This is a genomic window from Streptomyces sp. Tek67B01, assembly GCF_055231995.1.
Window position 1 is genome coordinate 7,152,321 of record NZ_JBUYUY010000001.1, and the last position, 24,398, is coordinate 7,176,718.

Consider the following 24,398-nt stretch of genomic DNA (forward strand, 5'->3'; position numbering starts at 1 on the left):
TGAGTACGGCGGGCGCATCAGGAGACACCGCGACGCAGACCGGATCAGCAGAAGCCAGCGGTGGGGGGCAAGCCCATACGGGCGTACGACGCCGCGGTGAGGGCAGCCCTGGCACAGCTCGGGTTCAGGACACCGGTGACGCCGTCTCGCGTGGCGCGGGTAGCAACGCCGGCACTGGCATCGACTACACCGATTAGTGTGGGCATGCCGGTGAAGCGAACGCTGGACGTGACATGAGGTGGCGTCCAAGGAAGCAGCCTGCACCCTCTGCGGGGGACGATCTCGCGGCCTCTTCCGTCAGCGACAGCGGTGACGCCATCGCATCGGCCGCGGGTGCAGTGGCCGTCAGTGGCCATGTGGATCATCTGACGATCACCCATTCCGTCTCGCAAGGGCCAGTCCAGTGGCCGCTCCATCTGGGATCGGTTCCCGCGCTGGCATCCGCATTTCAGCAGCGGCCTGAAGTTCGGGCCGCGATCGACCAAGCCGTCACCGGGCATACCGCGGTGGTGCTGACCCAAGTCCTCTCCGGCGGCGGCGGTGTCGGCAAGACCCAACTTGCCTCCGCATACGCCCACCAAGCCACAGTCGAAGGCGTCGACCTGGTGGTCTGGGTCGACGCCAGCGAAACAGACCAGGTGATCGCCCGCTACGCGGTCGCCGCTCACATTGTGGATGCCCCGAACGCCTTGGCGGGCCAGACCGGCGAAAAGGACGCCAGAGCATTTCTGCAATGGCTGGCAACCACCAAACGATCTTGGCTTGTCATCCTCGATGACATCACCGACCCGGATGCGATGCAGCCGTGGTGGCCGCCATCATCGGCATGGGGCTCTGGTCGGGTTGTGGCAACCACCCGCCGCCAGGACGCCGCCCTCTCCGGCGGTGGACGTGCGGTCGTAGACGTCGATACGTACAGCTCACAAGAAGCTGACACCTACCTACGCGCCCGGCTCAGATCCGCTCGCGCGGAACACCTGCTGGACGCGCAGACAGAACCGCTGGCCAAGGCACTCGGCTATCTCCCCTTGGCCCTGTCTCACGCCGCCGCTTACATGATCAACGAGGACGTGCCCTGCGCGGACTACCTCCTCCGCTTCAACAACAGTGCCGCGAGACTGGACGATCTGTGTCCGCGCCACGCGGACACTGAAGGCTACGGACGTCACGTGGCCGCCGCCCTCCTTCTCTCACTGGACGTCGCCCAAGCCTGCGAACCCGTAGGCCTTGCAATCCCAGCGCTGCGCCTTGCCGCCGTCCTGGATCCTGCCGGTCATCCTCGTGACCTGTGGGGAGGGAAGGCGGTTACCGACTATCTAACTGCCCACCGAGCACCGACGCTGCGTGAGCATCCTGGGATCGAGGTGATCTGCCGGGATCGTGCCGGCTCCTACGCTGAAGGTGCCCGCGTCGGGGCCCCACAGGCAGTCCAGGTCGCTGACCGCTTTCACCTGTGGCAGAACCTCGGCACTGCGGTGGAGCAATGCGTGCACCAGCACACAGGATGCCTGCGGTCACGCGGCTCCGACCTGGGTGACCTGCCGGACGTCGAACCGCCGTCGGCAAAGGAGATGTCGCCGATCGAAGTCCGCATCCGGGAACGTCACGCCGTCGTCCACGCACTCTTCGACCAGGGCCACGGCATCCGGGAGATCGCCCGCGAGTTACACATGGGTGGGAACACGGTCCGCCGATGCGCCCGTGCGGCGACCCCTGAGGAGTTGCTCGGCGGTCGGCGGCAACCCCGGCCCAGCCAGCTGGACCCTTACAAGCCCTACCTGGACAAGCGCTGGGCAGAGGGCCACACCAATGCCGTTCACCTGCACGCAGAGCTCAAAGAGCTTGGCTACCGAGGCAACTACCAGATCATCAGTCACTATCTGCGGCCGCGGCGCCGCCGCCGCGTCAGCGTCGTGGAGCCCGCGCCACCAGGACTCCGGCAAGTCACCGGGTGGATCATGCGTCACCCCGACCGCCTCTCGGAAAGCGAGAACAAGCAGCTGACCGAAGTCCTCGCCCATTGCCCGGAACTCTCGGCGGCCCACCGCCTCGTCCGCAGCTTCGCCGCGATCCTCTCCACCCGCACCGGCCAGCATCTGAAGAACTGGGTCGTCAGCGCGCGAGCCGAGGAATTTCCCGGCCTCCACTCTTTCGCCACCGGCCTGGAGAAGGACTGGGACGCCGTCGTCCAAGGCCTGACGAGCCACTGGAACTCAGGTCCCGTTGAAGGCCGCGTCAACCACATCAAGATGGTCAAGCGCCAGATGTTCGGCCGCGCCAAGCTCCCGCTCCTCCGCAAACGGGTACTTCTCACTGCCGCCCGGTGATGGCCCTGCTCAGGCAGAACGAAGCCGTCGGAGTACGCACTCCGACGGCCAGCAGAGGGCTCGAATAACCACGTTGGTGACGACGAAGTACCCCGGGCTCACCCATCCGTCCTCTTTGCTCACGAGCCCCGGACGGTCCTCGCGGTAGTAGCGACGCAACATACGGCGGCGCAACGGAGCCCCGGCCACCAACAGAACCGGAGCGACGACGACTGCCCCGACCGTCACGGCGAGCCGGACTCCATGGATCCTGGCGACGCTCTCTATCCGCATCTCTCCAGTCTGCCGATCGGAAGAGACTCGTCCACCGCTCTCACGGAATGTGTGCCAGAACCTGCTGAACGTGAACAAAGCCAGACCACCGACCAGCTGCGCACGCCCCTCGAGGCGTTCAACCAGCAGGCCCGTGACGTCCTCTTGCCGGCCTCGGGGCGCCTGGAGCTGGTGGTCCCGGCGTCCGGCTCCGCCGATACCAGCGTGGACGTGACCGCGCTGAGCTTCGGGGCCGAGCCGACGGTCGGCGACCAAGCGGTGCTGGAGGCCGCGGGCCGGCTCCCCGCCTGGCCCCGCCTGACCGGCCTGACGTCCCGGTTGCCAGCGCTGGACGCGCTGGCCCCGCACAGCGCCGCCGCGCCCGCTGTGACAACGGCGCCCGACCCGGTTCGGCTGACCCTGGACGCGGACTACGTGAAGAACGGACTGGACGCGGCCGGCAAGGTCTACGCCGCGGTGCAGCAGCCGTTCAGCGTCACACCACCGGTGACCTCTTCGGGCGGCATCGCCGCTCTCGCCCAGCAGGTCTCCGGACTCTCAGCCGCCACGGGACTCGTGAGCGGCGACCTGGCGACGTTCAGAGCGGCACCTTCGATCCCGTCTCCTACTTACCGCCTCCGGAGTCCGGACTGCCGACCAAGCTGCTGGGCTTCCTGGATCTCCGGCAGATCGTGCAGCGCGTGCAGCCGATGTCCACCGGTGACGGCGACTCGGTTCCCCGTATCGTCACCGAGTTCCTGCCCGCTCCTCCCGCCCGGCCGCAGGCCGTACAGACCGGACTCGTCTGGCGCCCCAAGGTGCCACGCAACACCGACCTATTCCGTGGTCTGCTGCGCACAGGCGGCGGAGCAGCCCTGGAGCTGCGCAACACCACCCTGACCCCCTTGAACGGCTCGCCGCCGCAATTGGACAGCCGAGGCGAACTGCGCGACTTCGCTCTCTCCTTCCTGGACCACCTGCTGACCGTACGCTTCGAGCGGCTGGCGTTCTCCTCCAGGCCCGGCGCGGCCCCGAGCCTGGACGTGAAGGTCGCGGAGGTGCGGTCGACGTGGACCAGCTCACCGGGACGTTCGCGTTCGTAGCGGCGGATCACGGTCCCGGTGGGCCGGTCCATCCATGCCAGACGGTTGAGCCGGTGACGGGTCAGGATGCGGTGGATGGTCGAGGCGGGCAGGCCGAGGATCGGGCCGATCCGGTCCACAATCGCGCTGCGTACCAGCCGAGAGCTGCGGTCATGGGGTCGGCGAGTTCTGGGCGTACAGGCGGCGACGGGGGTTCGTCCAGAGCACGGGACAGGGGCGCGACCGAGAGCAATCGCAGCCGTAGCTCGGGTGCAACACAGCGCGCGATCACCCCGGGGATCGGGTTCTCTGGGTCGCGTTCCGCCTCCAATGCGGCGACGATGCCGAGATCGGGCAGCAGAGATGCCTCGACGCCGGTAACCATGGCCAACACCGTCGCGAACACGTCGTCTCGGTAGGACCGGCCCGGCATCGGGTCGGCCTGCTGGGGTGAGCAGTAGCCACGAGTACCCATGCCGCCCGTGGGCTCTCGGGTCGACGGTCACGACGATGTTCTACGGCTTGAGGTCACCCACTACCCATCCCGCCTCGTGCGCACCTGCCACGGCCGCGCACAGCGAACGGGTCCAGGAACGTACCAAGGCCAGAGGCAACCGCTGCGCCCTGGCGGCGAGTTCGTGGATGACCGAGGAGAGGGTGCGACCCGCGACCGGCGTATAGACCCTGAAGGAGCTCGACGGCTCGTCCCAGTGGTCCACCAGGCGCGGTGCCACGCCCCGTGGGCCCAGGTCCCGCCAGACACACGGCTTCCGCGGCGAGACGGCTGCGGGCATCGCGCCCGGACAGCTCCTCCATGGTGTGGGCGTATGCCTCCTTGACGACGACCAGCGATCCGCGACACCATCGGCCACCTTGATACCTTCCATGGTTCGCCGCGCAAACAGACACTGGACGCCCTGTGATCGCTCTTCACCCGGGCGAAGAAGAACGGCACGATCTTCAATAACCCGATCAGCCGCATAGGGTGCGACCAGCAGGTGCACGGCGTCATCCAGCCCCCGGACACCGGGCACGTTCAGTCCTCAGTCGCCGTGGTGGCTCGAAGCCGCGGGCCTGCGTGGCCCGGGAATACCAGAGGTGCATGCGCGAGTGCACATACGAGCCCTACCGCTACGACGTGCAGAGGGACGATGCCGACGGTAGCGTCTGGAAGCGGACCGTGTGAGGCATCCTCTATGGATGAGTGCCAGCGGAACGACGGGACCGTCATGCACGTGCACATCATGCCGGGCCGGGTACGGGCAGAGTGTCGAGGTAGGTGAGGCGCTGCGCCGGCTGCCCGTCCGGGCCCGGCAGTTGCTCGTACTCCCGGACCAGCACCCGCATCGCACGGGCGCCGAACGCCACCGGCAGTGTTACGGGACCCTCCCAGCGGCCGATGACGCCGGGTACGTCGCGGGGCAGTTCGACGGCCGGGTGGTTGTCCAGCGTCAGCCAGGTGAAGGCTTCGCCCTCCGGGCCCGCCATCGTGGTGCGGACCTGCACTTCGGCCGTGACGGTCGACAGCATGCCGTCCACTCCGGCAGGCGGCGCGGGGCCGAGGACGGCCACGTCGACGCCGGTGTGGGAGGGCTGCAGCTTGACCGTGGTCTTGCGGTAGGCGGGGATCCTGACGAAGCCGGCGTCCACGCCGGGCGACAGCCGCAGGTCGTCGGGGGTGCGCAGGGCGTTCTGCTGGAGGCGCGCGACCTTGAGCCGCACGAAGGGCGAGTACAGCTTCGTGCCGACGAACTGCACGTCGGCGTACCACAGTTGGTGGTCCGGGTCGTACTGGACGGCGTACCCCATCGCGATCCCGGCCGGGAACGCGATGGAGGTGTCGGCGTCCAGGTCGGACGGCTGTGGGAACGCCACCGTGGTCCCGGCCCCCACGTCGCGCACGGGGTCCCGCCCCCACATGGTGGCCGTGTTGGGCGAACCGCCGCTCGCTCCCGCGAGCATCACGGCCAGCATTTCGCCCTCGCCGGAGACGTACCACGGCCGCTCCAGGTAGACCCGCGCGCCGCCCTCGTGCCGGATGCTGACGACCTGCCCGGGGGTGGTGGACTCCTCCCAACGGAAGGCGGGCACCACCGAATGGACGGCAGGGGCGGGCGGACGCACCGTCGCGAGCACGTGGAGGTGCGCTGTGAGGCCTGCCCGGGTGACGGGGGGCACGACGTAGGCCACCTCGACCTGCTGCCCGTCGGTGATCGCGCTCCCCGGGGTGCGGCTGATCCGGCCTGTGTCGTAGTGGACCACGACGTCGTCGTCGATGCTGTAGGTCACCGCCGGTTCGGCCGGGGTGTTTTGGCCTGTCGTCGCGGGGACCACGGCGCGGACGGCGACAGTCCCGGGCACGAAGGCGGGCACGCCGACCCAGACGTCGTCGTTCCTGGTCAGCTTCACCGTGCGGCGCTCGGTGAAGTAGGGCCCGAAGCGCGAGGTGCCGATCGGGGTGAAGGTCATGGCGTGGTGGCGCGTGTCGCCCACGTCGTGGCGGACCTGGAAGGGCGCCGTGACAATAGGGGGAGCTCCAGGCACCGGTTCCGGGCGGATGTCCTGCTCGCTCTGCCGCAGCACGGCGTAGCCGTCGGATTCCTTCGGGCCCGGCTGCGCGATGTCGTCGACGGTGTCGTGCCACCGCGCCTCGGCGTGCACGTTCAGGGTTGAGGGGTCATGTAGCGTCAGCGCCGGGTCCGACAGCACGTACGCGGTCGCGCCCGGCTCCTGTACGACGGCTGCCTGGACGAAGGCGGGCGGGACGACCGGGCACCGCACCGCGTGGACCATGCGGAGTTCGACCGGCGGCGTCAGCTCCCCGATCCGGCCCGCGAGCGCGTCGGCACGGTGTGCGGCGATCTGCGCCGCCGTCGGGTTCGCGGACTCCAGCCAGGCCCACCACAGCCCCATGTCCTCCTCGTCGCCGGCCGCCAGCATGCTGCTGAGCAGGGCGGTGCCGGTGGCGCCGGGTGCGAGGGCGACGCGCACGACCCGCGCGGCGAGGTCAACGGCCGGCGGCGGGGTGGGCGCGCCGATCGGGCCGGGCTGGATAACCAGCCGCACCGGGAACTGCTCGTGCCAGGTAGTGCCGTGCGGCCACGACATGGCCACGTCGGGCTGGCCGGGCAGTCCTCGCAGCGTCAGGCCGCGCGCGACCGGGTCGGGGAGCCACAGCAGTTGCACCTGGTCCACGTCCAGGTACGGGGCTCCCCCAGCGTTCGCGTCCGGCGTGCCGGCCGGCAGCACTCCGCCGTCGAACTGCTTGAGCAGCGCGTAGACCTGGGCGTCGGTGCGGTGCTGGCCGACGGCGTCCAGCACGCCGTGGCGCTCCAGTTGCTGCACGGCGGCCTTGGGCGGCAGCAGGTGCCGCTCGCACGGCAGACCTGCGACGGGCGCGGACGGGTCCGCGTTGTCGGTCCGGACGACGAGGACGGCGACGGACTCCCCCTCCGTGACCGGCCGCCGGGCCACCAGGACGGCTGCCGGCACCGGCTCGTAGCGGGTGTAGCGCAGCGGCGCGCTGGCGTGGTCGTCCGGGCCGGGCTGCGAGGTGAAGGGGGTGCTGCGCCCCGCCAGGTCGACCAGCCGGGCGCGGAAGCGGTACGAGCGGCCGTAGCGCAGGGAGGGCAGCGACCCGTTCGGCACCTGGACCTGGGAGGAGAAGGGCAACTGCGGGTCCACGGCGGGGCCGGGTTCCTGGACCGTGCCGTCCAGGCCCAGCGTCCTGCCCGGCGGCTCGACTACCAGGCTCCAGCCGCTCCAGCGGAAGACCGACTGGTGCAGCCGGGAGACCGGCTTGCCGGCGGCGTCCTTAACCCGGGTGATCGCCTCGCCGACGGTCGCCTCGTCGTCGATCGGGACCTGGGCCCCGTAGCCCCGCACGGTGTACGCGCCGACTCGGCGACACAGCGGGTACCAGTGGCGGGAGGCCACGTCGAACACGTCTACCCGGTAGCCCTGAAGCACGTTGTCCGCGTTGACGGTGGTGGTGTCGCCGGGCCGTCTCATCGAGAGGTCCTCGTTGAAGTCGTTGGCCTCCTGGAGGGCGTTGCGGAAGGCGACCTGGCGGTCCGCCTGGGCCACGAAGATCCCGTCGGAGCCCAGAGCGGGCGGTACCAGGTCGGGCGGCGGATCGCTGCGGGACAGGCGGCGCAGCGTCGCCGCGTACGACTGGAAAGCGAGGCCGGCTGAGTCCACGTCCAAGTCGTGCGGGGTGAACTTCGAGGTGTCGTCGAGCGGCAGGTACAGCGCGTCCGAGACGCCGTCGGCGCGGGCGAGGAACAGCGTCCCCGACCTCTTGAAGCAGGAGGTGACCGGCTGGAACACCTCCAGGAAGGCGGAGTGGTCCACCTGGGCCTGGATGGTCAGCGGCCCGTCGGGCAGGTCGGTCGGCAGCGGTACGGTCAGCCGCCGCAGCAGGCCGATCGGGGCCATCAGCCCGGGGTGGTCGGCCAGCGCCGCGACGAGGCCGTGGAAGTCCCGCTCCGGCGGTTGCGGGCCAGCGAGTGCCCGCTCGGCCGCGGGTGCCGGTGCGGCATGGAAGGCGGCCAGGCGCGCCCAACCGTCCGCGTCGTCCCCGAGGGCGTCGGGCAGCACGCCCTCCTGACGCAACCGTTCGGACAACCCGGCGGCGAAGCCGGGTTCACCGGTCGGGTCGACCGCCGCGACCAGTTGGTCCACGGCCTGCCACCGCTCGGCCTGCGCCGTTGTCCGCTCGGTGTCGGGCACGACGGGACCGCGCCTGCGCCCGGGACCGTCGACATCGACGGCTGCGAAGAGGACGCCGTACCAGTCCCGCAGCGACTGCGCCAGCAGGCGGGACGGGTAGGACTCGATCGGGCCGTTCGCCACGGTCGTGTCGAACTGGAAGGAGTGCACGGGGGTGGTGAGCGGGAACAGTGCCCGCCAGAGCGCAGCGTTAAGCGGCTCGTCAACGAAGGTGGCGTGCACCGTCTTCGACTCGCCGTTCCGCTTGCGGAACACGACGGAGACCGTGTAATCCAGCTCGGGCAGGTCGCGGACCTGCGGGAAGTCCGAGAGCTGGGGCGGTGGCGGCATCGCACCCGATGGTGCCACCGCGTCGGCGGTCAGCCGCGGGCCGAGCACGAGCGACAGTTCCACGGTGGCGCCGGCGGCGGATTGCTGGGGGTCCGGGAGCAGCGTCCAGACGATCGTCTGCTTCATGCGTCCTCCATTGCTGCGAACGCTCTGCACCGGGCCTGCCAGGGCAGCGGGTCGGGGAAGGCGTCGCCGAAGGTGGGGTCTCCGCCGCTGCCGAATTCGCGCGTCACCTCCAGGGAGACCGACTTGGAGAAGAAGGCGACGCGGACCCTCACCACCACCAGGGCGGTGCCGCGGACGACCTTGGTCCCGCTGTCGTAGGTGAGCGCGAGGTAGAACTCGACGGAGATGCTGATGATGCCGAGCACGTCCAGTTCACCTACGGCCCGGAAGAAGCCGCTGACCCTGGCTTCCAGCGTGTGGGGGTCGGTCTCCTTGGGTTGGATCTTGATGTAGATGCCGGCGGTGATCGAGACCGACCCGCTGGCCACGCCGAGGTCGAGGGCTGCAGCCGCCCCGAACTCCACCTGGGCCTCGAACTCCACGATGTCGCCCGACTCGACGGTGATCCCGAAGAACCCCCTTCCGCCGAGCAGCGAGACCGTCACAGTGAACGGGTGGTCGCGCGAGGACAGCGCGAAGTGCGCGCGGACCGGCCTGCCGTTGAAGGGCAGGGTGACCGAGGACGACAGCGTGAGGTTCTGCATCAGTAGCACGCCCGCGGGGATCGCGGGGATGCCCAGGCTGTAGCCGACCTCGATGCCGGTGGCGTCCACCGAGTAGTGCGGACCGTTGGCCGGAGTCGGCAGGTAGTCCCGCAGACGGTCCAGGAACTGCAGGTCACCCCCGAAGCTGACCTTCTTGACCTTGGCGTCGAGCGCTGGGGTGGCACCGGGCTTGGAGGTGAACGCCAGCCGTGTGAAGTCCATCGCCAGGATGCCGCCGACGAACGACATTGAGAAGGATGTGAGTTCGCCGCGGCTCTCCACCTGGGGAGCGCTGCCGTCGAGCGGGGCCAGGGTGGTGTTGTGAAGATCGAGCCCGGTGTCACTGGTCGTCGTCAGGATGCCGAAGAAGGTGCCTGTCTTTAGTCTCGGGCGCCACGCCATCGTGGTGCGCACCGCCTTGGGCGGTTTGTCGACGCCGTCGCGGAGGATCTCGGTGATGATGCGGGGAACGGTCACGCCGTCGTCGGTCGAGGTGCTTGCGACGATGTCGGGAAGGGCGAGGAACCCCATCAGCGTCGGTGGGAGGAGGCCGGAGGGGTCTCCCGGCTTCGGGAAGTAGCTAGTGGGGTCGAACTGCCCCGACTTGACCTTGTTCAGGGCGCCGCCGACGAGGCCGGCCGTCACCGACAAGCCGGAGACCTGCTGGCTGAGCGCCGCCACGCCGCCGGAATCGGTCACCGGCGGGGCGAAGCTCACCGGCCGCAGCGGTGGCAGGGGCTGCTGCACCGCCGCGTACACCTGGCCGGCGGCGGCCAGTCCGGAGCCGACGTAGGTCTGATCGAGCACGAGCCGCACGGGATCGGGTACGGGGGCCGCCGCTGCGGCGCTCAGCACGGTGCCGCTCCGGGGCTGGAACGCCTGCAGCGCGGGCAGCCGCGACGACACGCCGAGCAGTCGCGGGAACGCGGCGAGGCGTCCCGCCTCGACGAGCGGCGTCACGTCGCCGACCGCCGGCTCGGCGCCCAAGGTCAGGCCCTCGACCGCCAAGGTGGTGGTCTCGACGCCGCCGTCGACGGGCGCTAGCTCCAGGTTCCCGGCCGCGGGCAGCGTCATGCCCATCGACTTCTGCTCGTACGCGGTGAGCACCGCGGCCAGTTCCGCGGCGCCGAGGCCGCCCCGGACGAAGGCCAGGGGCGCGTGAAGAGTCAGTGGGTGGCCGCGCTTGTCGGTGCAGAGGACATCGAAGATGACTCGTTCGGTCTGCCCTTGCGCGTGTACCCAGAAGCCGGACGTGCCGATCGGCTCGGCGTTGACGTCCACGCCGTCGATGGCGAGCGGTCCCTGGAGACGCACCCGCGTGAGAGGGAACGCCCGGCCGTCGTGGGGGAGTCCGGGGACGCTGGCGTAGTCGAGGACGGGCACCAGGACCGTCAGGCAGCTGAACGTGACCAGGCCGAAGTCCAGTTCTCGTTTGGTGTGGGTGGACATCTGGACGGGGAAACCGAACGGCAGCAGGTAGCCGCGCTCCACAACGTGGACGGCCACGTCCCGGCCGGTCACCGAGCGGTGCTGGTATACGGTGACGCCGACGCCGGGCAGCCCTGACCAGTCGCCGGCGAGGTCGACGCTCGACCCGAGGGCGCTCAGGTGCAATTCGCTGGCCAGCAGGGGCCTGCGCGCCAGCGCCGCGGCGATCGACTGGCGCTGCCCCGGGTTCAGGGACGAAGCGAACGGCCGGTTCACGCGCGGACTCCCGCCCGGCCCGAGCGGGACCCTGCGGCCTGCGGCCGTCACGGACCCGCCGCGGGGAAGGCCCAGCCGGGTGTGCCACAGCCCAGTCACGCCCGACGGCCCGGTCAGCGGCTCCGTCGGGTTCGACCACACCGCCGGGCCGGATGGGACACCGAGCGGCAGGCCCCACACGCACTCCAGGACAGTCCCGGCAGGGTCGCGCGGCAAGCCTGCCCAGGCGAGCAGCCCGGCCGTGGTGAAGGGCACCGACGTCCCTGCGGGCACCCGGAAGACGAGCCGGCTGCCGCCGGAGAGCCAGCCGCGTTTGACCCCCGTTGAGGGGTGCGTGTTGACGTCAACAGCCTCCTCAAGGAGCGCCTGCGGCAGGAAGTCGACCGTGACGGAGGCTGGCAGGGCACTGTTGGTGATCACGAGCGATTGAGGGTCGGGCCCGCCGGTCCGCGACAGGTTCGTGAAGTGAAACGTCAGGACGACCATGTCCTCCCGCCGCAGCAGGGTCACGGGCGTCTGGTCCATGGGCACGGGTGCGGTGGCGCACATGCGCAACAGCTCCTTCGGCCGCGTAGGGCAAAGAGGTCTGTGGCTGTCTGGTGACCTGCACCGCGGGGGGTCTGAAGAAGGGCCGAGGCTCGGTGCACTGCCCGCTTCCCGCGAGCGATTACGCGGTCGCCCTGATGGGGCGTGACCCGCAATTTCCACTCTACGACGAGCCGAAGGTCCGCTCGACTTGGGGATACAGACTTTTGCGCCCGGCTGCGTGGGGGAGTGCGCCGTGGGAGAATTTAAGTGGTTCGGTCCGTGACGCCGGCGGTGGCTGAAAGCCCTACCGTCGCGACCACCGTGCGCAGGCGGGCCGTGTGTAGTTCCGTACCGAGCAGCCCCAAGAGCTGCCTATTTCTCCCCGAAAGGTGCTGGTCATGTCCAGCACGACAAAACACGCACGTACGAGAATCGCGACTGTCGAGACGGCGAAGCCCGGGGATTCCCCCAAGGGCTTCGGGAGCGTCCTCGCCTTCCTCCACCGATACGGCTACCTCGCCGACCGTGAGCGGGAGCACAACACGCTCACGGAAAGGGTGTCGGCCGCGCTGCGGAAGTACCAGCGGCTGCAATCCCTGCCCGTCACCGGCGAATTCGACGAAGCCACCCGGGTGCAGATGAACACCGGCCGGTGTGGACTTGCCGACCTCCAGCGCGGCATGGGCTTCTCGACCCATTGCCCCTGGGCCGGTCCCTGGGAGGAGTACCCGTCACTTACCTACGCCTTCGACGTGGGCACCTCGGACATCGACGGGGACGGTGAATTCCAGGCCGTCCGGAACGCCTTCGCGACCTGGGAGGCGTTCCTCACGCCGATGAGCTTCGCGGAGATCAAGCCGACTGACAGCCCCGACATCATGGTCGGCTGGCGGCCCACGGTGGATCCGGATCTCGACATGACCGGCAGTGCCATCGCCCACGCCGACCTGCCGCCCAACTGCGAGACGCTGGACCCGGGCCTCCCCCAGCCCCTCCACTTCGACAACGGCGAGACCACCTGGTGCATCGGAGCGAAACCAGCGGCCTTCGACGTGGAGAGCGTCGCGCTGCACGAAATCGGGCACCTCATCGGCCTAGGCCACTCCACCGATCCCACCGCCGTGATGTTCGCATCCATCGACGACAACACCACGCACCGCAACCTCGAAAACGACGATCGCCAGGGAGCACTCTTCCTCTATCCGTAGGGCCGTGGGCTTGCTCCGCTTTACGAGTTGGTGCGTGATAGCGGGTGAGGCGTGCTGGTCCGTTCGAGGACAGCAGTTCAGCTTGAGCGGTGCGGTCGGAGATGAGGCCAGCGATGGCCCGGTAGGTGTCGGGCAGGCAGTCGCGTCGGTGGGTCCAGCGCGGTAGTTGCTTCCAGCGCTTGCGGTCGGCGAGGGCGTGTTCGACGGTGATGCGGTCGGAGGAGTGCGTGGGGCGGTCGTGTTTCCATTGTTCGACTAGGACCTCGACGTCGGGGAAGTGCTGGAAGTAGACGGCGATTCCTTCGTTGCGGGCGGCTGTGGCATCGTGCATACGACCAGGCCGCAGGGCATCGGTCCATAACGTGCGGCCCCGCCAAGCCGCAATGACGGTGGCCTTCATCGTGTTCTGTTTCTCATTCCCGGAAACGAACTCGCGCCGTCCACCGCGGTCGGCCGGGCGTCTGCGGACTTGAATCTCGGGCATCCAGCCGAAGCTCGATGTTTTCGGCCTGGGCGTAGGCGAACAGATCCGGCAGCGTCCGTAGGCGCAGGCCGGGACGGTCGGGGACCGCGCACCCCCGCTCGGCTAGGGCCTGTGTGATGTCGTGATCAGTCGGCGGTTTTCAACAGGTCGTCGATCCAGATCTTGCGGCGCGGAGATGGAGGCCGGCGAGGTAGCTGTCCGGTGTCTTGTCGTAGCGGGTGGCGATGCCTCGCCAGGCCTTCAGCTTGTTGATCAGGCGTTCGACGGTGTTCCGTTCTTTGTAGAGGTCGGCGTCGTGGCTGATGGGTCGGCCTCCTGGCGTCCCGCCACACGCGGAAGCGTCCGTAGACGGTCGCCCAGGGGCCGAACGCGGCAGGCATCTCCCGCCACTGCCCACTGGAGCGGAACCGCCAGATCACACCCTCGAACTGCTCCCGCAACCGCTCCGGGTACGGCCCGTACCTACCGATCGGCAGGTACGGCTCGATGAACTTCCACTGGGCATTGGTGAGTTGCCTGCGCGTCACGACGTCCTACCGGACTCCACCCCGCAAAGAGGGCGGAACCCAGCAGCTGATCACGACATCACACAGGCCCTAGGAGCGGACGTATCTCTGCGACAGTCGGATGACAGTGGAGCGGTCGACCCCGAACAGCAGGCCCAGCACCAAGTGCGGCAGGTCGTGGCGCAGATGGATCAGCGTTGCCACCAGCCGGTCGACGAACACCAGTTGGTGACGGGCCCCAGCGCCTTCGGCCCGCTTCCGGGCCCCGCCTCGTGAAGCATGGCGACGGTCCTCGATCCCGGCTTGCCACGGCACCGCCAACTCCTCAACCAGGCACGCTAGATCCCGTGAACAGCCGATGCGCCAGCACTGCCCGATTGACCATGATCGCCACAGCCGGATCATGCCACTGCCTGGCACGACGCCTCACCCGCTATCACGCACCAACTCGTAAGGACCTGTGTGCCGACGTCGACCGCTGGCTCGTGCCGGTGTGGCGCTCAATCCATTTGCATGCGTGCTAACTAGTCCCGCATGTCCCCCCGCCGTCGCAACGGCGTTCAGCCGGTGTTGTCGAATATCAAGAGGTCTGCCACGCGTATCGCAAAGGTCACGGCGACGCGTCCCGTGAGATGCGGCCCGGCCGGAGCAAGGAGATGATTGGTACAGAGAGGTGACGGTGAATGGGCCAGGAATTGGGAGGCCGGGCGCGGGACGGAGAAAGCCGTTCCGGTCGCAGGGTGCGCCTTCCCGGATTCGTCGGAGACGACGAGATCGGGCTCGGTGAACTGGCAGAGCGCATCACGCACGCCCTGGGGGTCACACCGTGCGGCGGGTGCCAGAAGCGAGCGCGTCGACTAGACCGTTGGATCGCCTTTACGGGTCGCCGCAGTCAGCGTTGATCTCCCCCGACCCTGCTCGTCACCGGCGCGTCGTTCTGGGCCAGCGAGGGTGGATTCAATCATGAATGAACGAGAACTCACGCCAGACGGCAGCATTGAACCCGTCGAGCGCCGTGTGGATCAGCAATCGGCGATCGTCGTGCCCGAGGAGTGTCACAGCTGCGCCTGCAGAGGACACACCGAAGCGGCCGGCAGTTATGACGGTGCGCCGTCCTACGAGCCGTATCCGTATGTGTACGCGCTCGGAAATATCGCCGCAGTCTTTCCCGACCAGGGCGTCGAACGGGAGTTCTCCCAGAGCATCGGCCGTGCCGACGCAGCGCGCATGACCGACCGACAGGCGCTGCATGAGGTGCTCACTCGGCCGGAGAACCGCTACCTCGTGCACCAGCTCTGTTTTATCTTCAAGGTCCAAGGGATGGAGACGTACGTCCTTCAACCCTCCGATCCTCACACCTACGGAGTGCTGGCTGAGGAGGCCGTACGTCCCGACCCCAAACCGACCGACCTCGACGTGGTGATCGGCTGCCGCGGGCCGCTGTCCTCGCCCGAGGCGTGCAACGGGTTGACCCTGCCGACAGTGCGTCTGGCTCAGCTCTACTCCTTCGACCGGGACGCCCTCGTGCGCTCGATCCAGCGACCGGACAATGTGCCAGAAGAGGGATTCGACGAAGCCGCACATGAACTGCTCGACCGCGTCCTGCGGATGACCGACAACATTGGCGCCACACCGAAGCAGCGCACGATGAACTTTCTCGCTGTTCGGTATCCGGTCATCTATCAGAAGACCTTTCAGGAGTTCGCGAACAACGCCTCGCTGACCTCGATCGAAGTGCAGCAATCCGACATAAGCGAGAACCGCACGGTTATGGACGCCATCTTCACCTATATGGACCGCAAAACGTTCGTCACAACGAAGTACGGCGTTCCGACCGACGTACACAACATGTTTCCGTTTGTACGGAGTCCGCTTTCGCACCGCTACGGATGACGTAGGACTTGGTAAGGGGTGAGCTACTGTGAGAATGCCAGGATTCAGCGCCCAGTCGTTGCGGCCTCTCATCACGCTGCCACAGATTGAGACCGAGGATGACTGTGTCAACAGGTGCGTTGGGTCGTGCCCCCCATGGGGGGCAGACCCGGCGGAAACAGTACGCTGTCAGGTCGGCTGCACCGCAGATTGCAGGGATAAACCAGTGCATTGCGCGGATGAATCGACGTGTGACGCCGATGGAATCCACTGGACGCGTAGCGCATGCCTGTGGAGGTACAGCGGAACCCATTACTCGCCGTGGACGGCGGACGCGCCGGTGGATTGCAGGACCGAAGAAAAGTGTGCCGATGGGATCCACTCGACGCGTAAAGTATGCGATACACAGTGTGGCGGTACCTCCACACCGTGGATGTCGGACAGCCTCTGCGGCGGTTCATTCACCGCTTGAGGACTTCACTCTTTCGACCGGGATGCTCTTGCACCCAATCCAGCGGCCGGACAAACGTGCCCGGAAGAGCAATTTCAGAGAACCGCACCAGTGAGCCCAGTTCGAGGTGGGCGCTCTTTTACTCAGCAAGACCTGAAGAATGCATCCTTGGAAGGGGATGAGTGGCTGTGAGGTTGCCGGGATTCACGGCGGAGCCGGTGGTACTTCCCGCACAGATAACTCCCGAGGAGGAGTGCAGGGCTATATGCCGGAACGACTGCTTGAGCCAGTGTCGGCACTCCAGCGACGTGGCTGGCTGCGTGACCAGGTGCATGCCGCCTTGCATGAGGATGTGCACTTATGAGCCGGTCTGTACAGACGAGGGGAAATGTGACGACGGAATCCACTGGACGCGCACCAAATGCAAGCAGTACAACGGCAGCTACGACTACACGCCATGGACGTCGGACGGCCTGTGCGGCTGACTCGCCACCACCTGACGATCTGAACCGACTGTACGACCTGGTGCGGTTGACTCCCCTGATGGCGCTCGGTGCCGGACACCCGAAGACCGTCATTGCGCTGATCGATGGAACCGTCTCTCGGGACCATCCCGGTCTCAATCGCCGCCGGCTGCGTTTCCTCGGCCCCGCGGAAGCCGAATGTCCTGGCACCCCCACCGACACAGCGTGCCGGCACGGCACACTGGTCGCCGGGCTGCTCGGGACGCGAAGAACCGGTGCGGTGCCGGGTATCTGTCCCGGTTGCACCTTGCTGGTGCGGCCCGTTTTCGGGCCCGCCCCCTGCCGTGCTGCCGCCGGGCGTCCAGAGGAGTTGGCCGCCGCCCTGACCGAAGTCCTGGCGGCGGGCGCCACGATCGTCAACCTGAGCCTGACGCTGCGTCACGCTGGCGGCTTCGGCGACACGGGGGGTCTTCGTCGGCTTAGCGCGGCACTCGACACGGTCGCTGCCCACGGTGTGCCGATCGTGGCCGCTGCCGGCGGTCCCGGTTCGCCCGAGAGTTCCATCCTCACCCGCCACCCAGCCGTCCTTCCGGTCGTCGCCTGCACCGCGGCCGGTACCCCCATGAGCGGCTCGCCGCTCGGTACGGAGGTCGGGCGCTGGGGACTGCGCGCACCGGGAGAAAGCGTCCCTGGGATCGCTCCGGACGGCAGCACGACCAGGTTCGCCGGCGCGAGCGCGGCCGTGCCCTTCGTTACCGGCACGATCGCTTTGCTGTGCTCGCGTTACCCGCAGGCTGCGGCGACCGTGGTGCGCTCGGCCGTCGTGCAGTCACCATTCGGGTTGCGCCGCTCGGTGGTTCCCCCGCTCCTTGACGCCTGGGCGGCGGATGCCGTGCTCGCCTCTCCGATCTCGCTCTGGGGGCCCGCGCCTGCAAGCGTGTCGAGGTACACCGGGTGAAGACGTGCATCCTACTGATCTTTTCGTAAGTTCGGTGGGTGTGGTGGCCGTGTGGGTGGGAGGCTGTCGGCGTGGCTTATCAACCTTCTTCTTCGGTGGCCGGCTCCTCCCTTCCTCCTTTGACGCGGCCTCAGTTGGCGGAGGCTCGTCGTGTTCGGGCCGTCGAGTTGTTCGAGGACGGCGCCTCGAATGCGGAGATCGCGAGGGCGGTGGGGGTGGGTGCCGAGAGTGTGCGGCGTTGGCGGCGGGTGTGGGAGCAAGGCGGTGCTTCGGCCTTGCGGCGACGGGCAGCCACCGGACGCCCACCCAAGCTGGACGACACCCGGGTCGAGATGGTCCGGGCCGCGTTGGAACGGGATGCCCAGGCTCATGGTTTCGAAGCCGACCTGTGGACCCTGGAACGAGTCGGAGCGGTCGTCACCCGCACAACGGGGGTGGTGTTGTCGAGGGTGTCGGTATGGCGGCTGCTGACCGGCCGGCTCGGATGGAGCCTGCAACGGCCTGAACGGCGGGCGGTCGAGCGGGACGAATCGGAGATCGCCCGCTGGATCGCGCATGAGTGGCCGCGCATTAAAAAGGGGCCGCGAACACACGTGCCTGGATCGTCTTCCTCGACTTGGAGCGGTCCTCGAAGGTGGCGGTGGCGAAGTTCGCGATGCGCGACCGCGAGCGGCTCGGGCTGCTGCGGGTCCTGGACGACTTGATCGTTTTGCACGGCATGCGATGGCCGGACGAGATCCGCGACGCCTCCCAGGTCGATGTGCCGGATGTGGAGGTCTCCGACGAGGAGATCGAGGCGGCCATCGCTCTCGCGGACACCCTGTCCGGCCGGGACATCGGCGAGATGCACGACGAGTACCGCGAGGCGCTGGAGAAACTGATCGTGGCCAAGGCCGCCGGCACCCGCCCCGAACCGGTCGAGGCACCCGAGCCGGCCTCGGCGGAGGTCGTGGACCTGATTGCCATGCTGGAGAAGTCCGTCAGCGAGGCCAAAGCCTCCCGTGGCGCCGGCGCCGATGCCACCGTCCACGACCTGCCCGCCGCCAAGAAGACCACCAAGAAAACGGCAGCAGCGAAGAAGACTGCCGCGAAGCACACTCCGGCGAAGAAGAGCGCCGGCCGCAAACCACGCAGCGCCTGAGGGAGGGGGCCTGACCGGGCCGGCGCACGTCTGAGGGTTGCGGACCGGTGCGGTACGCACCAGCTGACCGTCCACGCGAGCGGCGCGTGCGTCGGTGTCGCTCGTCCGTGGCGGTTTCGGACCGGGGCCGTGTCGCCGACCGACGAACCGGCATTGAGCGGGCATGAACACCATCAAGCGCGCGGTAGTGGCGACGTTGGCCGCGGCAGCGGTTGCGGCGCCCACCGCGCCCACCGCCACGGCCGCGCCCGCCTACAAGTGCGCGAGCAGTACGAAGACCATTGACGACGCCGGATACAGCGGCCCGTGGGCGGACAACTGGGACGTCACGGTGAGGACGTGCGCGGCGCGGTCCGGGGGCACGGTCTATGCCTATGCCGAGGTGCGGTGGGAGGGCCCCAGTACCTACCCGGTGGATGACCCGGCGATTTTCGACGGGGCCAAGGTGCGGGTGCAGATCAAGCAGTCCCGGGAGGGCACGGACCCGGTGGTGACCGTGCGGGGATTTCTCGGTGGAAGACCGGTTCGAGGACAGCACGTCGAGCAGCAAGCGCAGCGGAAGCTATCGCACCCCGACGATCAGCCACCGGGCCGGCCCCCGGGCCTTGGGGGACTCGGTGCTGTTCCTGGACTGGCACGGTGACGGTCACGGCTACCAGCGCCACGAGTACCCGGGGACGCCGACCGTCTGACCCACCCCCGCCCCAGGTCTACTCCTCGCCGGGCTCCGGGCTCCACGCGGTGGGGCCGCCGCCGCGCCACTCGATCAGGCCGACGTCGTCCAGGCGGACGTCATCGGGGTCGAGGCCGGCCCGCCGCAGGAACTCCAGAAGATCACGGGGGTCGAGGGCGCGGCCGAGGATTTCACCGTCGCAGCGGATGCGGCGTCCGCCCTGGGCGTCGGGCTGGTAGACGATCACGCGTCGGGCGGGGCTCGTCCTCATCCCTCCACCCTGCTGCCGGGCCCTCATTCCAGCACTCCGAGTGCGGTGTCCGGGCGGCACTGGGGGCATGCGGGCACGCCTTGGGCGAGGAGGTCGCGTATCTGGTCGGCGGTGGCGGGTGTGCACTGTTTGCCGGTGGCCCAGCACGTTCCGACGTGGACGCGGCCTGGGGGTCGGCCGGTGCCGATCTCGTGCTCGACCAGCCACGCGGGCGGGTCGGCGGGCGGGCGTCGCCGTGCGGCGGCGGCCTCCGCCTCCTCGGCCGCTTTCAGTGCTCGCTCGGTGCGGCTGAGTTCGCCGCGCAGGTAGGTGACCAGGGTCCGCAGGCGTGGCAGGCCGGGCGGCAGGACGGACACGGTTCAGGCCCCGTACTGCGCCCGCCTGGCGGCCTTGCACGCCTCGCACAAGGGGCTGGCACCGACCCCGTAGCGGCAGGTGGGGGCGTGGCATTTCGCGCACGCTCCGGTCTGGCTCGGGGCCCAGGTCACGACCTGTGGTCGGGGTGTGGGGGTGGGGGAGGTCATGGCGGGCTCCTGAGGTGCGGCGGACTCTCTTATTCCATCATGTGTTCGATTTTTCTGCCAGCTCCGCCCTGCGGTCGAGCGGCGTGGTTTCCCGGGTTGCGCCGTCCGGCGTCCCTCGGCGGGCCGGGGGTGTGGGCGCGGGGCAGGCTGGCGCTGGCGTCGTGTCCGAGGGAGGTGGCGGGGTGGTGCTCAGTCCGCCGGTGGAGCCGATGTTGGCGCAGGCCGCCGAGGTGCTCCCGCCGGTGCGTCCCCTCACCTCCGGGGTGGGCTATGAGCAGAAGTTCGACGGGTACCGGGCGCTGTTGTTCACCCCGGCCGGGCCGGGTGGGCGGGTGCTGCTCCAGACCCGCCGCGGTTCCCTGGTCCAGGGCGCGTTCCCTGATCTCGTCGCCGCCGCCGAGGCGCAGTTGCCGCACGGCCTGGTCCTGGACGGCGAACTCCTCGTGTGGGATGCCGGGGCCGGCGCTTTGTCGTTCGAGGGGTTGCAGCGTCGGGCCGCCGCCCGCGCCCGCAGCGCCTCCGCGCTGACGGTGAGGCTGCCGGCCTTTTTCGTGGCGTTCGATGTCTTGCAGCTCGACGGCCGGGAGCTGCTCGACCTGCCCTACGTCCAGCGCCGCGCCCACCTGAAGGCCTTGTTCGCTGACCATGGCCTGACGGCCCCCTGGACGCTGTGCCCGATGACCACGGACCCGACCAAGGCCCGCGAGTGGCTGGAATCCTGGACGGACGTGACCGGCGTCGAAGGCATCATCTGCAAACCCCTGACCAGCCGATATGAACCCGGTCGCAGAGGAACCTGGACCAAGATCCGCCGCCGGGACACCACCGAAGCGATCATCGGCGCCATCACCGGCACCCTCACCCGCCCGCAACTCCTCGTCCTCGGCCGCCACGACCACACCGGCCGGCTACGCGCGGTCGGCCGCACCGTCCCGCTGCGCACGGACGCGGCCCGCCTGGTCGGCGAGCACCTCGCGGCCGCTGGCCCCGGACACCCATGGACCGGGGTGCAGTTCGCTTCGACGTGGGGCAGCCGTGACGTCCTGGACGTGCGCCTTATCCGCCCGGAGCTGGTGGCAGAGGTCAGCGCCGACACCGCCGTGGACCGGGGCGGCATCTGGCGTCATCCACTCCGGTTCAAGCGGCTGCGCATGGACGTCATGGTGGACGACGTTCCCCGGTTCGGGGAGGGGCCAGCCGCCGCAGCCAGCTGACCCGTTCTGGGCGAGCTCTGCTCGCGGGACGGGCCCAGGACGGCGCCCTCCGTACGAGGAGTCCTGCGCCGAGGCCTCGCCGGGGGCGGGCCCCTTGCGGTTGCTGCGCGTCGTCGGCGGCCCTGCTCTCGGCCGGATTTTTCGCCTCTGGCCAGCCGTCGGCGCTCCCAGAGGCGGGGGTCGTTCAGGGGGGTGGCCAGGGTGTTTCCGCCGGGTGTGCGCGGGCGCGTGGGGGCACGCCTCCAAGCGGACGTGAGCGCTCCGGAAGATTTTCGAGATCCCTCTGAACGTTTGGGGGGTGTTTTCGCTTGGCTGGTGAGTAGGAGCCGGTCTCACACCGGTTCCCGGCTGCCGGACCTGGGGGGAGGCACGCCTGGACTCTTACTGATCCGCTTGGAAGGACTCCCTTCGACGTGAACAGCTCCGAGCCCCTCGTCCTGGCGCTGATAGGCGCGACTGCTGTCCGGGTGTTCGCGCCCGACGTGGTGAGAGGGATGCGGCGTCTGCTGGGCGCCGGTGTCCGGGTCGGTGCGGCCCACCTGTCCGCCCACCGCCCGCCGCACCTGTATGTGGCCCGGCAGTACGAGACGCCGGCCGCCGGTTCGGACGGACCGGACGAGCAGCCGTGGGGGAGTTCATGACCGACGCCGAGTACGACCCGTCCGGGGAACAGGCGGTCTCCAGCGAGCTCGCCGGCGTCATGCCAGTGGAGTTCGTCGCCTTCCACTCCCAAAACCATCTGGCGTACCTGGAGTACGCCCACCTCGAACTCGGCGGTGAAGCCGCCGAGACCGTGGTCGAGGACGTCTTCACCTTCCTTCTGGAGGTGTGGCCCGACGCCCTGAAAGAAGCCAATCTCCAGGCGTTCGCCTGGGCCCAACTGCGCGAACACGTCGAGCGCTACCGCATCCGCCAGGTCGTGCCCGTCGCCCTGGTCGACACCGCGAAATACGCGGCCCTGCGCAGGGGCTCCCGGCGGAGCCTGGAGCTGATCGAGTCCAGGTCGGGTGTGTACGAGGCGATCGCCGAGCTCCCCGACCGGCACTACGACGTGGTGCTGCTGACCTACCTGCTCGGTCTGGACACCCCCGAGGTAGCCCAGCGGATGGGTATCGCCGTGGGCACGGTCCGCTCCCACCTGCACACCGCCCGGCGCATGCTCGCCAAGAAGATCGGAATCGACTTGACTCCCGGAGAGGAGAAGGACCTGTGAACGACATGACCCGCAACGACGCGGACGCCGACAACGCACTGGACGAGGCTCTCCAGGACGCCGAAGTCTTCACCGACGAGTACGCCTCCTACGACGAGGACGCCGCCCGCCGCCGTATCGCCCGGCGTATCGCAGCCTCCCGCCACAGCCGGGCCCTCACCTCGCCGAGGGCCGCGGACGCCAGAAGCCCTCTGCCCGGCCGGGCCAGCGGCCCGGCCGAACGCAAGCTCGTCCTCGACGCGGCCTGCAACGTACGGGCCGCCCGCACCCTGGACACCCTGGCCCGCGCCCTCGTCGACAGCCCCACCTTCACCCGCATCGCCCTCGACGCCGACGCCTGGCCCCACAGCCAGCCCTCCGCTCTGCTCTTCGCCAGCCTCCTGCACCTGTCCGGCCGCATGGAAGCCGCACAGTTCTGGTTCCAGTACGCAGCCGGCGCCGGATCGCAGACCGCCGCCCGCGCCCTCTACCTCCTGCACCTCTCCCGCGCCGAGATCACCACCGCCCACCACTGGCACAACCAGCCCCACGACCCCGACCCCGAGGCCCTCCCGCCACTGCCGGCCGTCGACACGGTCGAGGACACCCTGCAGGCATCCATCATCTGGACCTCCCCACCCATCTCCACCACCAAGATCACCCCCACCCCCCACGTCCACCCCGACCAGCGACGACTCCCCGACCCGGTGCGCCACGCGCTGCAGAGCACCACCCCCGCAGAGCACGAGGACCTCGGCGACATCTACATCCCCACCGCACGCCTCGCCTCCGCCCTGGCCCGCTGCGCACGCCTGGACCCATCGGGGCTGGCCGCCGACGCCAAGCCGGGAGCCAGGATGGCGAAACGGCCCAAACGGCAGCAGCCGGTCAACACCCGACTCGAAGCCGCCCAGCGCGCCCTGCGCGCCCTGGAGGTCGTCCACCGCTACTCCGAGGGCGTCTCCCGGACGCAGATCGCCCGGGAGACGGGCCTGCCCCAGCTGTATCTCGCCCACGCCTTGGAACACCTGGTCCGCACCCAACTCGTCACCCTGATCGCCCCGGGCATCTACGCCGCGGGCTCCCTCAAACTCGCCGAGACCGGCCGGGACACCGGCGCGCTACTGCGCGAGACGCTCGCGTTCCTGCGCGAGCAGGTCGGCGCCGCCGTCTACGTCGCCAGCTACACCGACGGCGAGGTCTCCATCACCCAATACGCCGACAGCCCCACCGCCCCCGCCGTCCACGAATGGATCGACTTCCGCGAAGCCGCCCACGCCTCCGCCGTCGGCAAAGCCCTCCTCGCACAGCTCGACGACGACGAGCGCCACGAACACCTGCGCCGCCATCGCATGGAGGCATTCACCCCCCACACCATCACCAACCCCGAGGTCCTCTTCACCGAACTCGACATCCGCCACCCCGGCGAACCCCTCCTCGACCTCCAGGAATACGCACTCGGCACCGTGTGCGCCGCCGTCCCCATCCGCACCGGCACCGAACCCGAATGCGTGGCCCTCTCCCTACCGTCCCCCGACCCCCACAAGCTCCAACAGGCAGCAAACGTCCTGCGCAACGAGGCGATCGCCGTCCTCCTGGCCCTCCTTGTCACAGGAACCAACCCGACTGCCGCCACCCAGAGCGCCATTCCCCGCGCGATGATCCACCGATAGCGGCCCTCCGGCCGAAACCGCCTATCGGCTCAAGCAGCGCGGGCCGCCACCCCGTCAGGGGGGCGGCCCGCACAAATCGGAGCGGAGCTGCGCCCCGGCGATC

At 68.9% G+C, this 24,398-nt stretch carries 18 protein-coding genes and 3 pseudogenes; 12 read left to right on the forward strand and 9 right to left on the reverse strand.

Annotation, left to right across the window (positions count from 1 at the left end; all coding sequences use genetic code 11):
• The first annotated feature begins 356 nt into the window (after positions 1-356).
• On the forward strand, positions 357-2,327 hold the full coding sequence (locus tag ACV7NM_RS32815; RefSeq protein ID WP_463413712.1) for an ISL3 family transposase: 1,971 nt from the start codon (positions 357-359) through the stop codon (positions 2,325-2,327).
• 953 nt (positions 2,328-3,280) lie between these two features.
• Entirely contained in the window at positions 3,281-3,682 is a 402-nt protein-coding gene (locus ACV7NM_RS32820; RefSeq protein WP_463414166.1) for a hypothetical protein, read from the forward strand.
• Here the strand turns inward: ACV7NM_RS32820 and ACV7NM_RS32825 are convergent.
• The 4 genes and pseudogenes from ACV7NM_RS32825 to ACV7NM_RS32840 form a co-directional block, all read right to left on the reverse strand.
• Positions 3,643-3,795 (reverse strand): annotated as a pseudogene (locus ACV7NM_RS32825) (IS481 family transposase); the annotation flags it as partial. The gene ACV7NM_RS32820 and the pseudogene ACV7NM_RS32825 overlap by 40 nt on opposite strands.
• 381 nt (positions 3,796-4,176) lie before the next feature.
• A complete protein-coding gene (locus ACV7NM_RS32830) occupies positions 4,177-4,455 on the reverse strand; it encodes a hypothetical protein (protein ID WP_463413713.1) in 279 nt (92 codons plus the stop codon).
• A 448-nt stretch (positions 4,456-4,903) separates the two neighbouring features.
• Entirely contained in the window at positions 4,904-8,848 is a 3,945-nt protein-coding gene (locus ACV7NM_RS32835; RefSeq protein WP_463413714.1) for a hypothetical protein, read from the reverse strand.
• Positions 8,845-11,685 (reverse strand): hypothetical protein, encoded by a 2,841-nt coding sequence (locus tag ACV7NM_RS32840; RefSeq protein WP_463413715.1) that lies wholly within the window; start codon positions 11,683-11,685, stop codon positions 8,845-8,847. Before ACV7NM_RS32840 ends, ACV7NM_RS32835 begins: the two co-directional genes overlap by 4 nt.
• A 377-nt stretch (positions 11,686-12,062) precedes the next feature.
• Between ACV7NM_RS32840 and ACV7NM_RS32845 the strand changes: the two genes are divergently transcribed.
• Complete coding sequence (locus ACV7NM_RS32845) at positions 12,063-12,872, forward strand: matrixin family metalloprotease (RefSeq protein WP_463413716.1); 810 nt, start codon at positions 12,063-12,065, stop codon at positions 12,870-12,872.
• Positions 12,873-12,951: 79 nt separating this feature from the next.
• Here the strand turns inward: ACV7NM_RS32845 and ACV7NM_RS32850 are convergent.
• From ACV7NM_RS32850 to ACV7NM_RS32860, 3 genes and pseudogenes are all read right to left on the reverse strand, one after another.
• Positions 12,952-13,477 (reverse strand): annotated as a pseudogene (locus ACV7NM_RS32850) (transposase family protein); the annotation flags it as partial.
• Positions 13,478-13,481: 4 nt separating this feature from the next.
• Positions 13,482-13,883 (reverse strand): annotated as a pseudogene (locus ACV7NM_RS32855) (transposase).
• A 69-nt stretch (positions 13,884-13,952) separates the two neighbouring features.
• Entirely contained in the window at positions 13,953-14,177 is a 225-nt protein-coding gene (locus ACV7NM_RS32860; protein ID WP_463413717.1) for a transposase family protein, read from the reverse strand.
• 648 nt (positions 14,178-14,825) lie between these two features.
• Here ACV7NM_RS32860 and ACV7NM_RS32865 point away from each other — a divergent pair.
• The 5 genes from ACV7NM_RS32865 to ACV7NM_RS32885 all read left to right on the forward strand — a co-directional run bounded on the left by ACV7NM_RS32865 (position 14,826) and on the right by ACV7NM_RS32885 (position 19,440).
• Positions 14,826-15,755: a cyanobactin maturation protease PatG family protein gene (locus tag ACV7NM_RS32865; RefSeq protein ID WP_463413718.1), complete on the forward strand. Its 930-nt coding sequence runs from the start codon at positions 14,826-14,828 to the stop codon at positions 15,753-15,755.
• A gap of 973 nt (positions 15,756-16,728) precedes the next feature.
• Positions 16,729-17,607, forward strand: coding sequence for a S8 family serine peptidase (locus ACV7NM_RS32870; RefSeq protein ID WP_463413719.1), 879 nt, complete (start codon positions 16,729-16,731; stop codon positions 17,605-17,607).
• A 95-nt stretch (positions 17,608-17,702) separates the two neighbouring features.
• Positions 17,703-18,311, forward strand: a complete 609-nt coding sequence (locus tag ACV7NM_RS32875) for a winged helix-turn-helix domain-containing protein (protein WP_463414145.1) — start codon at positions 17,703-17,705, stop codon at positions 18,309-18,311.
• Positions 18,224-18,748, forward strand: coding sequence for a Ku protein (locus ACV7NM_RS32880; protein WP_463413720.1), 525 nt, complete (start codon positions 18,224-18,226; stop codon positions 18,746-18,748). The genes ACV7NM_RS32875 and ACV7NM_RS32880 overlap by 88 nt, the downstream gene beginning before the upstream one ends.
• Before the next feature lie 512 nt (positions 18,749-19,260).
• Entirely contained in the window at positions 19,261-19,440 is a 180-nt protein-coding gene (locus tag ACV7NM_RS32885) for a hypothetical protein (RefSeq protein ID WP_463408300.1), read from the forward strand.
• Positions 19,441-19,458: 18 nt separating this feature from the next.
• Here the strand turns inward: ACV7NM_RS32885 and ACV7NM_RS32890 are convergent, their stop codons facing one another.
• Both ACV7NM_RS32890 and ACV7NM_RS32895 read right to left on the reverse strand, forming a co-directional pair.
• On the reverse strand, positions 19,459-19,692 hold the full coding sequence (locus tag ACV7NM_RS32890; RefSeq protein ID WP_463413721.1) for a hypothetical protein: 234 nt from the start codon (positions 19,690-19,692) through the stop codon (positions 19,459-19,461).
• A 23-nt stretch (positions 19,693-19,715) separates the two neighbouring features.
• The gene (locus tag ACV7NM_RS32895) at positions 19,716-20,048 is read right to left on the reverse strand and encodes a DUF6233 domain-containing protein (protein WP_463413722.1); all 333 of its coding nucleotides are present in this window, start codon (positions 20,046-20,048) and stop codon (positions 19,716-19,718) included.
• A gap of 329 nt (positions 20,049-20,377) precedes the next feature.
• On the opposite strand from ACV7NM_RS32895, the gene ACV7NM_RS32900 reads away from it, so the two are divergent.
• From ACV7NM_RS32900 to ACV7NM_RS32915, 4 genes are all read left to right on the forward strand, one after another.
• On the forward strand, positions 20,378-21,430 hold the full coding sequence (locus ACV7NM_RS32900; protein ID WP_463413723.1) for an ATP-dependent DNA ligase: 1,053 nt from the start codon (positions 20,378-20,380) through the stop codon (positions 21,428-21,430).
• A 413-nt stretch (positions 21,431-21,843) separates the two neighbouring features.
• Positions 21,844-22,071 (forward strand): hypothetical protein, encoded by a 228-nt coding sequence (locus ACV7NM_RS32905; RefSeq protein WP_463413724.1) that lies wholly within the window; start codon positions 21,844-21,846, stop codon positions 22,069-22,071.
• A complete protein-coding gene (locus ACV7NM_RS32910) occupies positions 22,068-22,643 on the forward strand; it encodes a sigma-70 family RNA polymerase sigma factor (RefSeq protein WP_463413725.1) in 576 nt (191 codons plus the stop codon). The genes ACV7NM_RS32905 and ACV7NM_RS32910 overlap by 4 nt, the downstream gene beginning before the upstream one ends.
• Before the next feature lie 5 nt (positions 22,644-22,648).
• Positions 22,649-24,295 carry an IclR family transcriptional regulator gene (locus tag ACV7NM_RS32915; RefSeq protein WP_463414146.1) on the forward strand — a complete coding sequence of 549 codons (1,647 nt, stop codon included), beginning with the start codon at positions 22,649-22,651 and terminating at the stop codon, positions 24,293-24,295.
• Positions 24,296-24,398: the final 103 nt, after the last annotated feature.

Excerpts from the sequence above, each read along its gene's own strand:
- ACV7NM_RS32865 (WP_463413718.1), top strand. The coding sequence starts at position 14,826 with ATGAATGAACGAGAACTCACGCCAGACGGCAGCATTGAACCCGTCGAG.
- ACV7NM_RS32915 (WP_463414146.1), top strand. The coding sequence starts at position 22,649 with ATGACCCGCAACGACGCGGACGCCGACAACGCACTGGACGAGGCTCTC.
- ACV7NM_RS32840 (WP_463413715.1), bottom strand. The coding sequence starts at position 11,685 with ATGTGCGCCACCGCACCCGTGCCCATGGACCAGACGCCCGTGACCCTG.
- ACV7NM_RS32835 (WP_463413714.1), bottom strand. The coding sequence starts at position 8,848 with ATGAAGCAGACGATCGTCTGGACGCTGCTCCCGGACCCCCAGCAATCC.
- ACV7NM_RS32910 (WP_463413725.1), top strand. The coding sequence starts at position 22,068 with ATGACCGACGCCGAGTACGACCCGTCCGGGGAACAGGCGGTCTCCAGC.
- ACV7NM_RS32830 (WP_463413713.1), bottom strand. The coding sequence starts at position 4,455 with ATGCCCGCAGCCGTCTCGCCGCGGAAGCCGTGTGTCTGGCGGGACCTG.
- ACV7NM_RS32890 (WP_463413721.1), bottom strand. The coding sequence starts at position 19,692 with ATGAGGACGAGCCCCGCCCGACGCGTGATCGTCTACCAGCCCGACGCC.
- ACV7NM_RS32845 (WP_463413716.1), top strand. The coding sequence starts at position 12,063 with ATGTCCAGCACGACAAAACACGCACGTACGAGAATCGCGACTGTCGAG.
- ACV7NM_RS32870 (WP_463413719.1), top strand. The coding sequence starts at position 16,729 with ATGGCGCTCGGTGCCGGACACCCGAAGACCGTCATTGCGCTGATCGAT.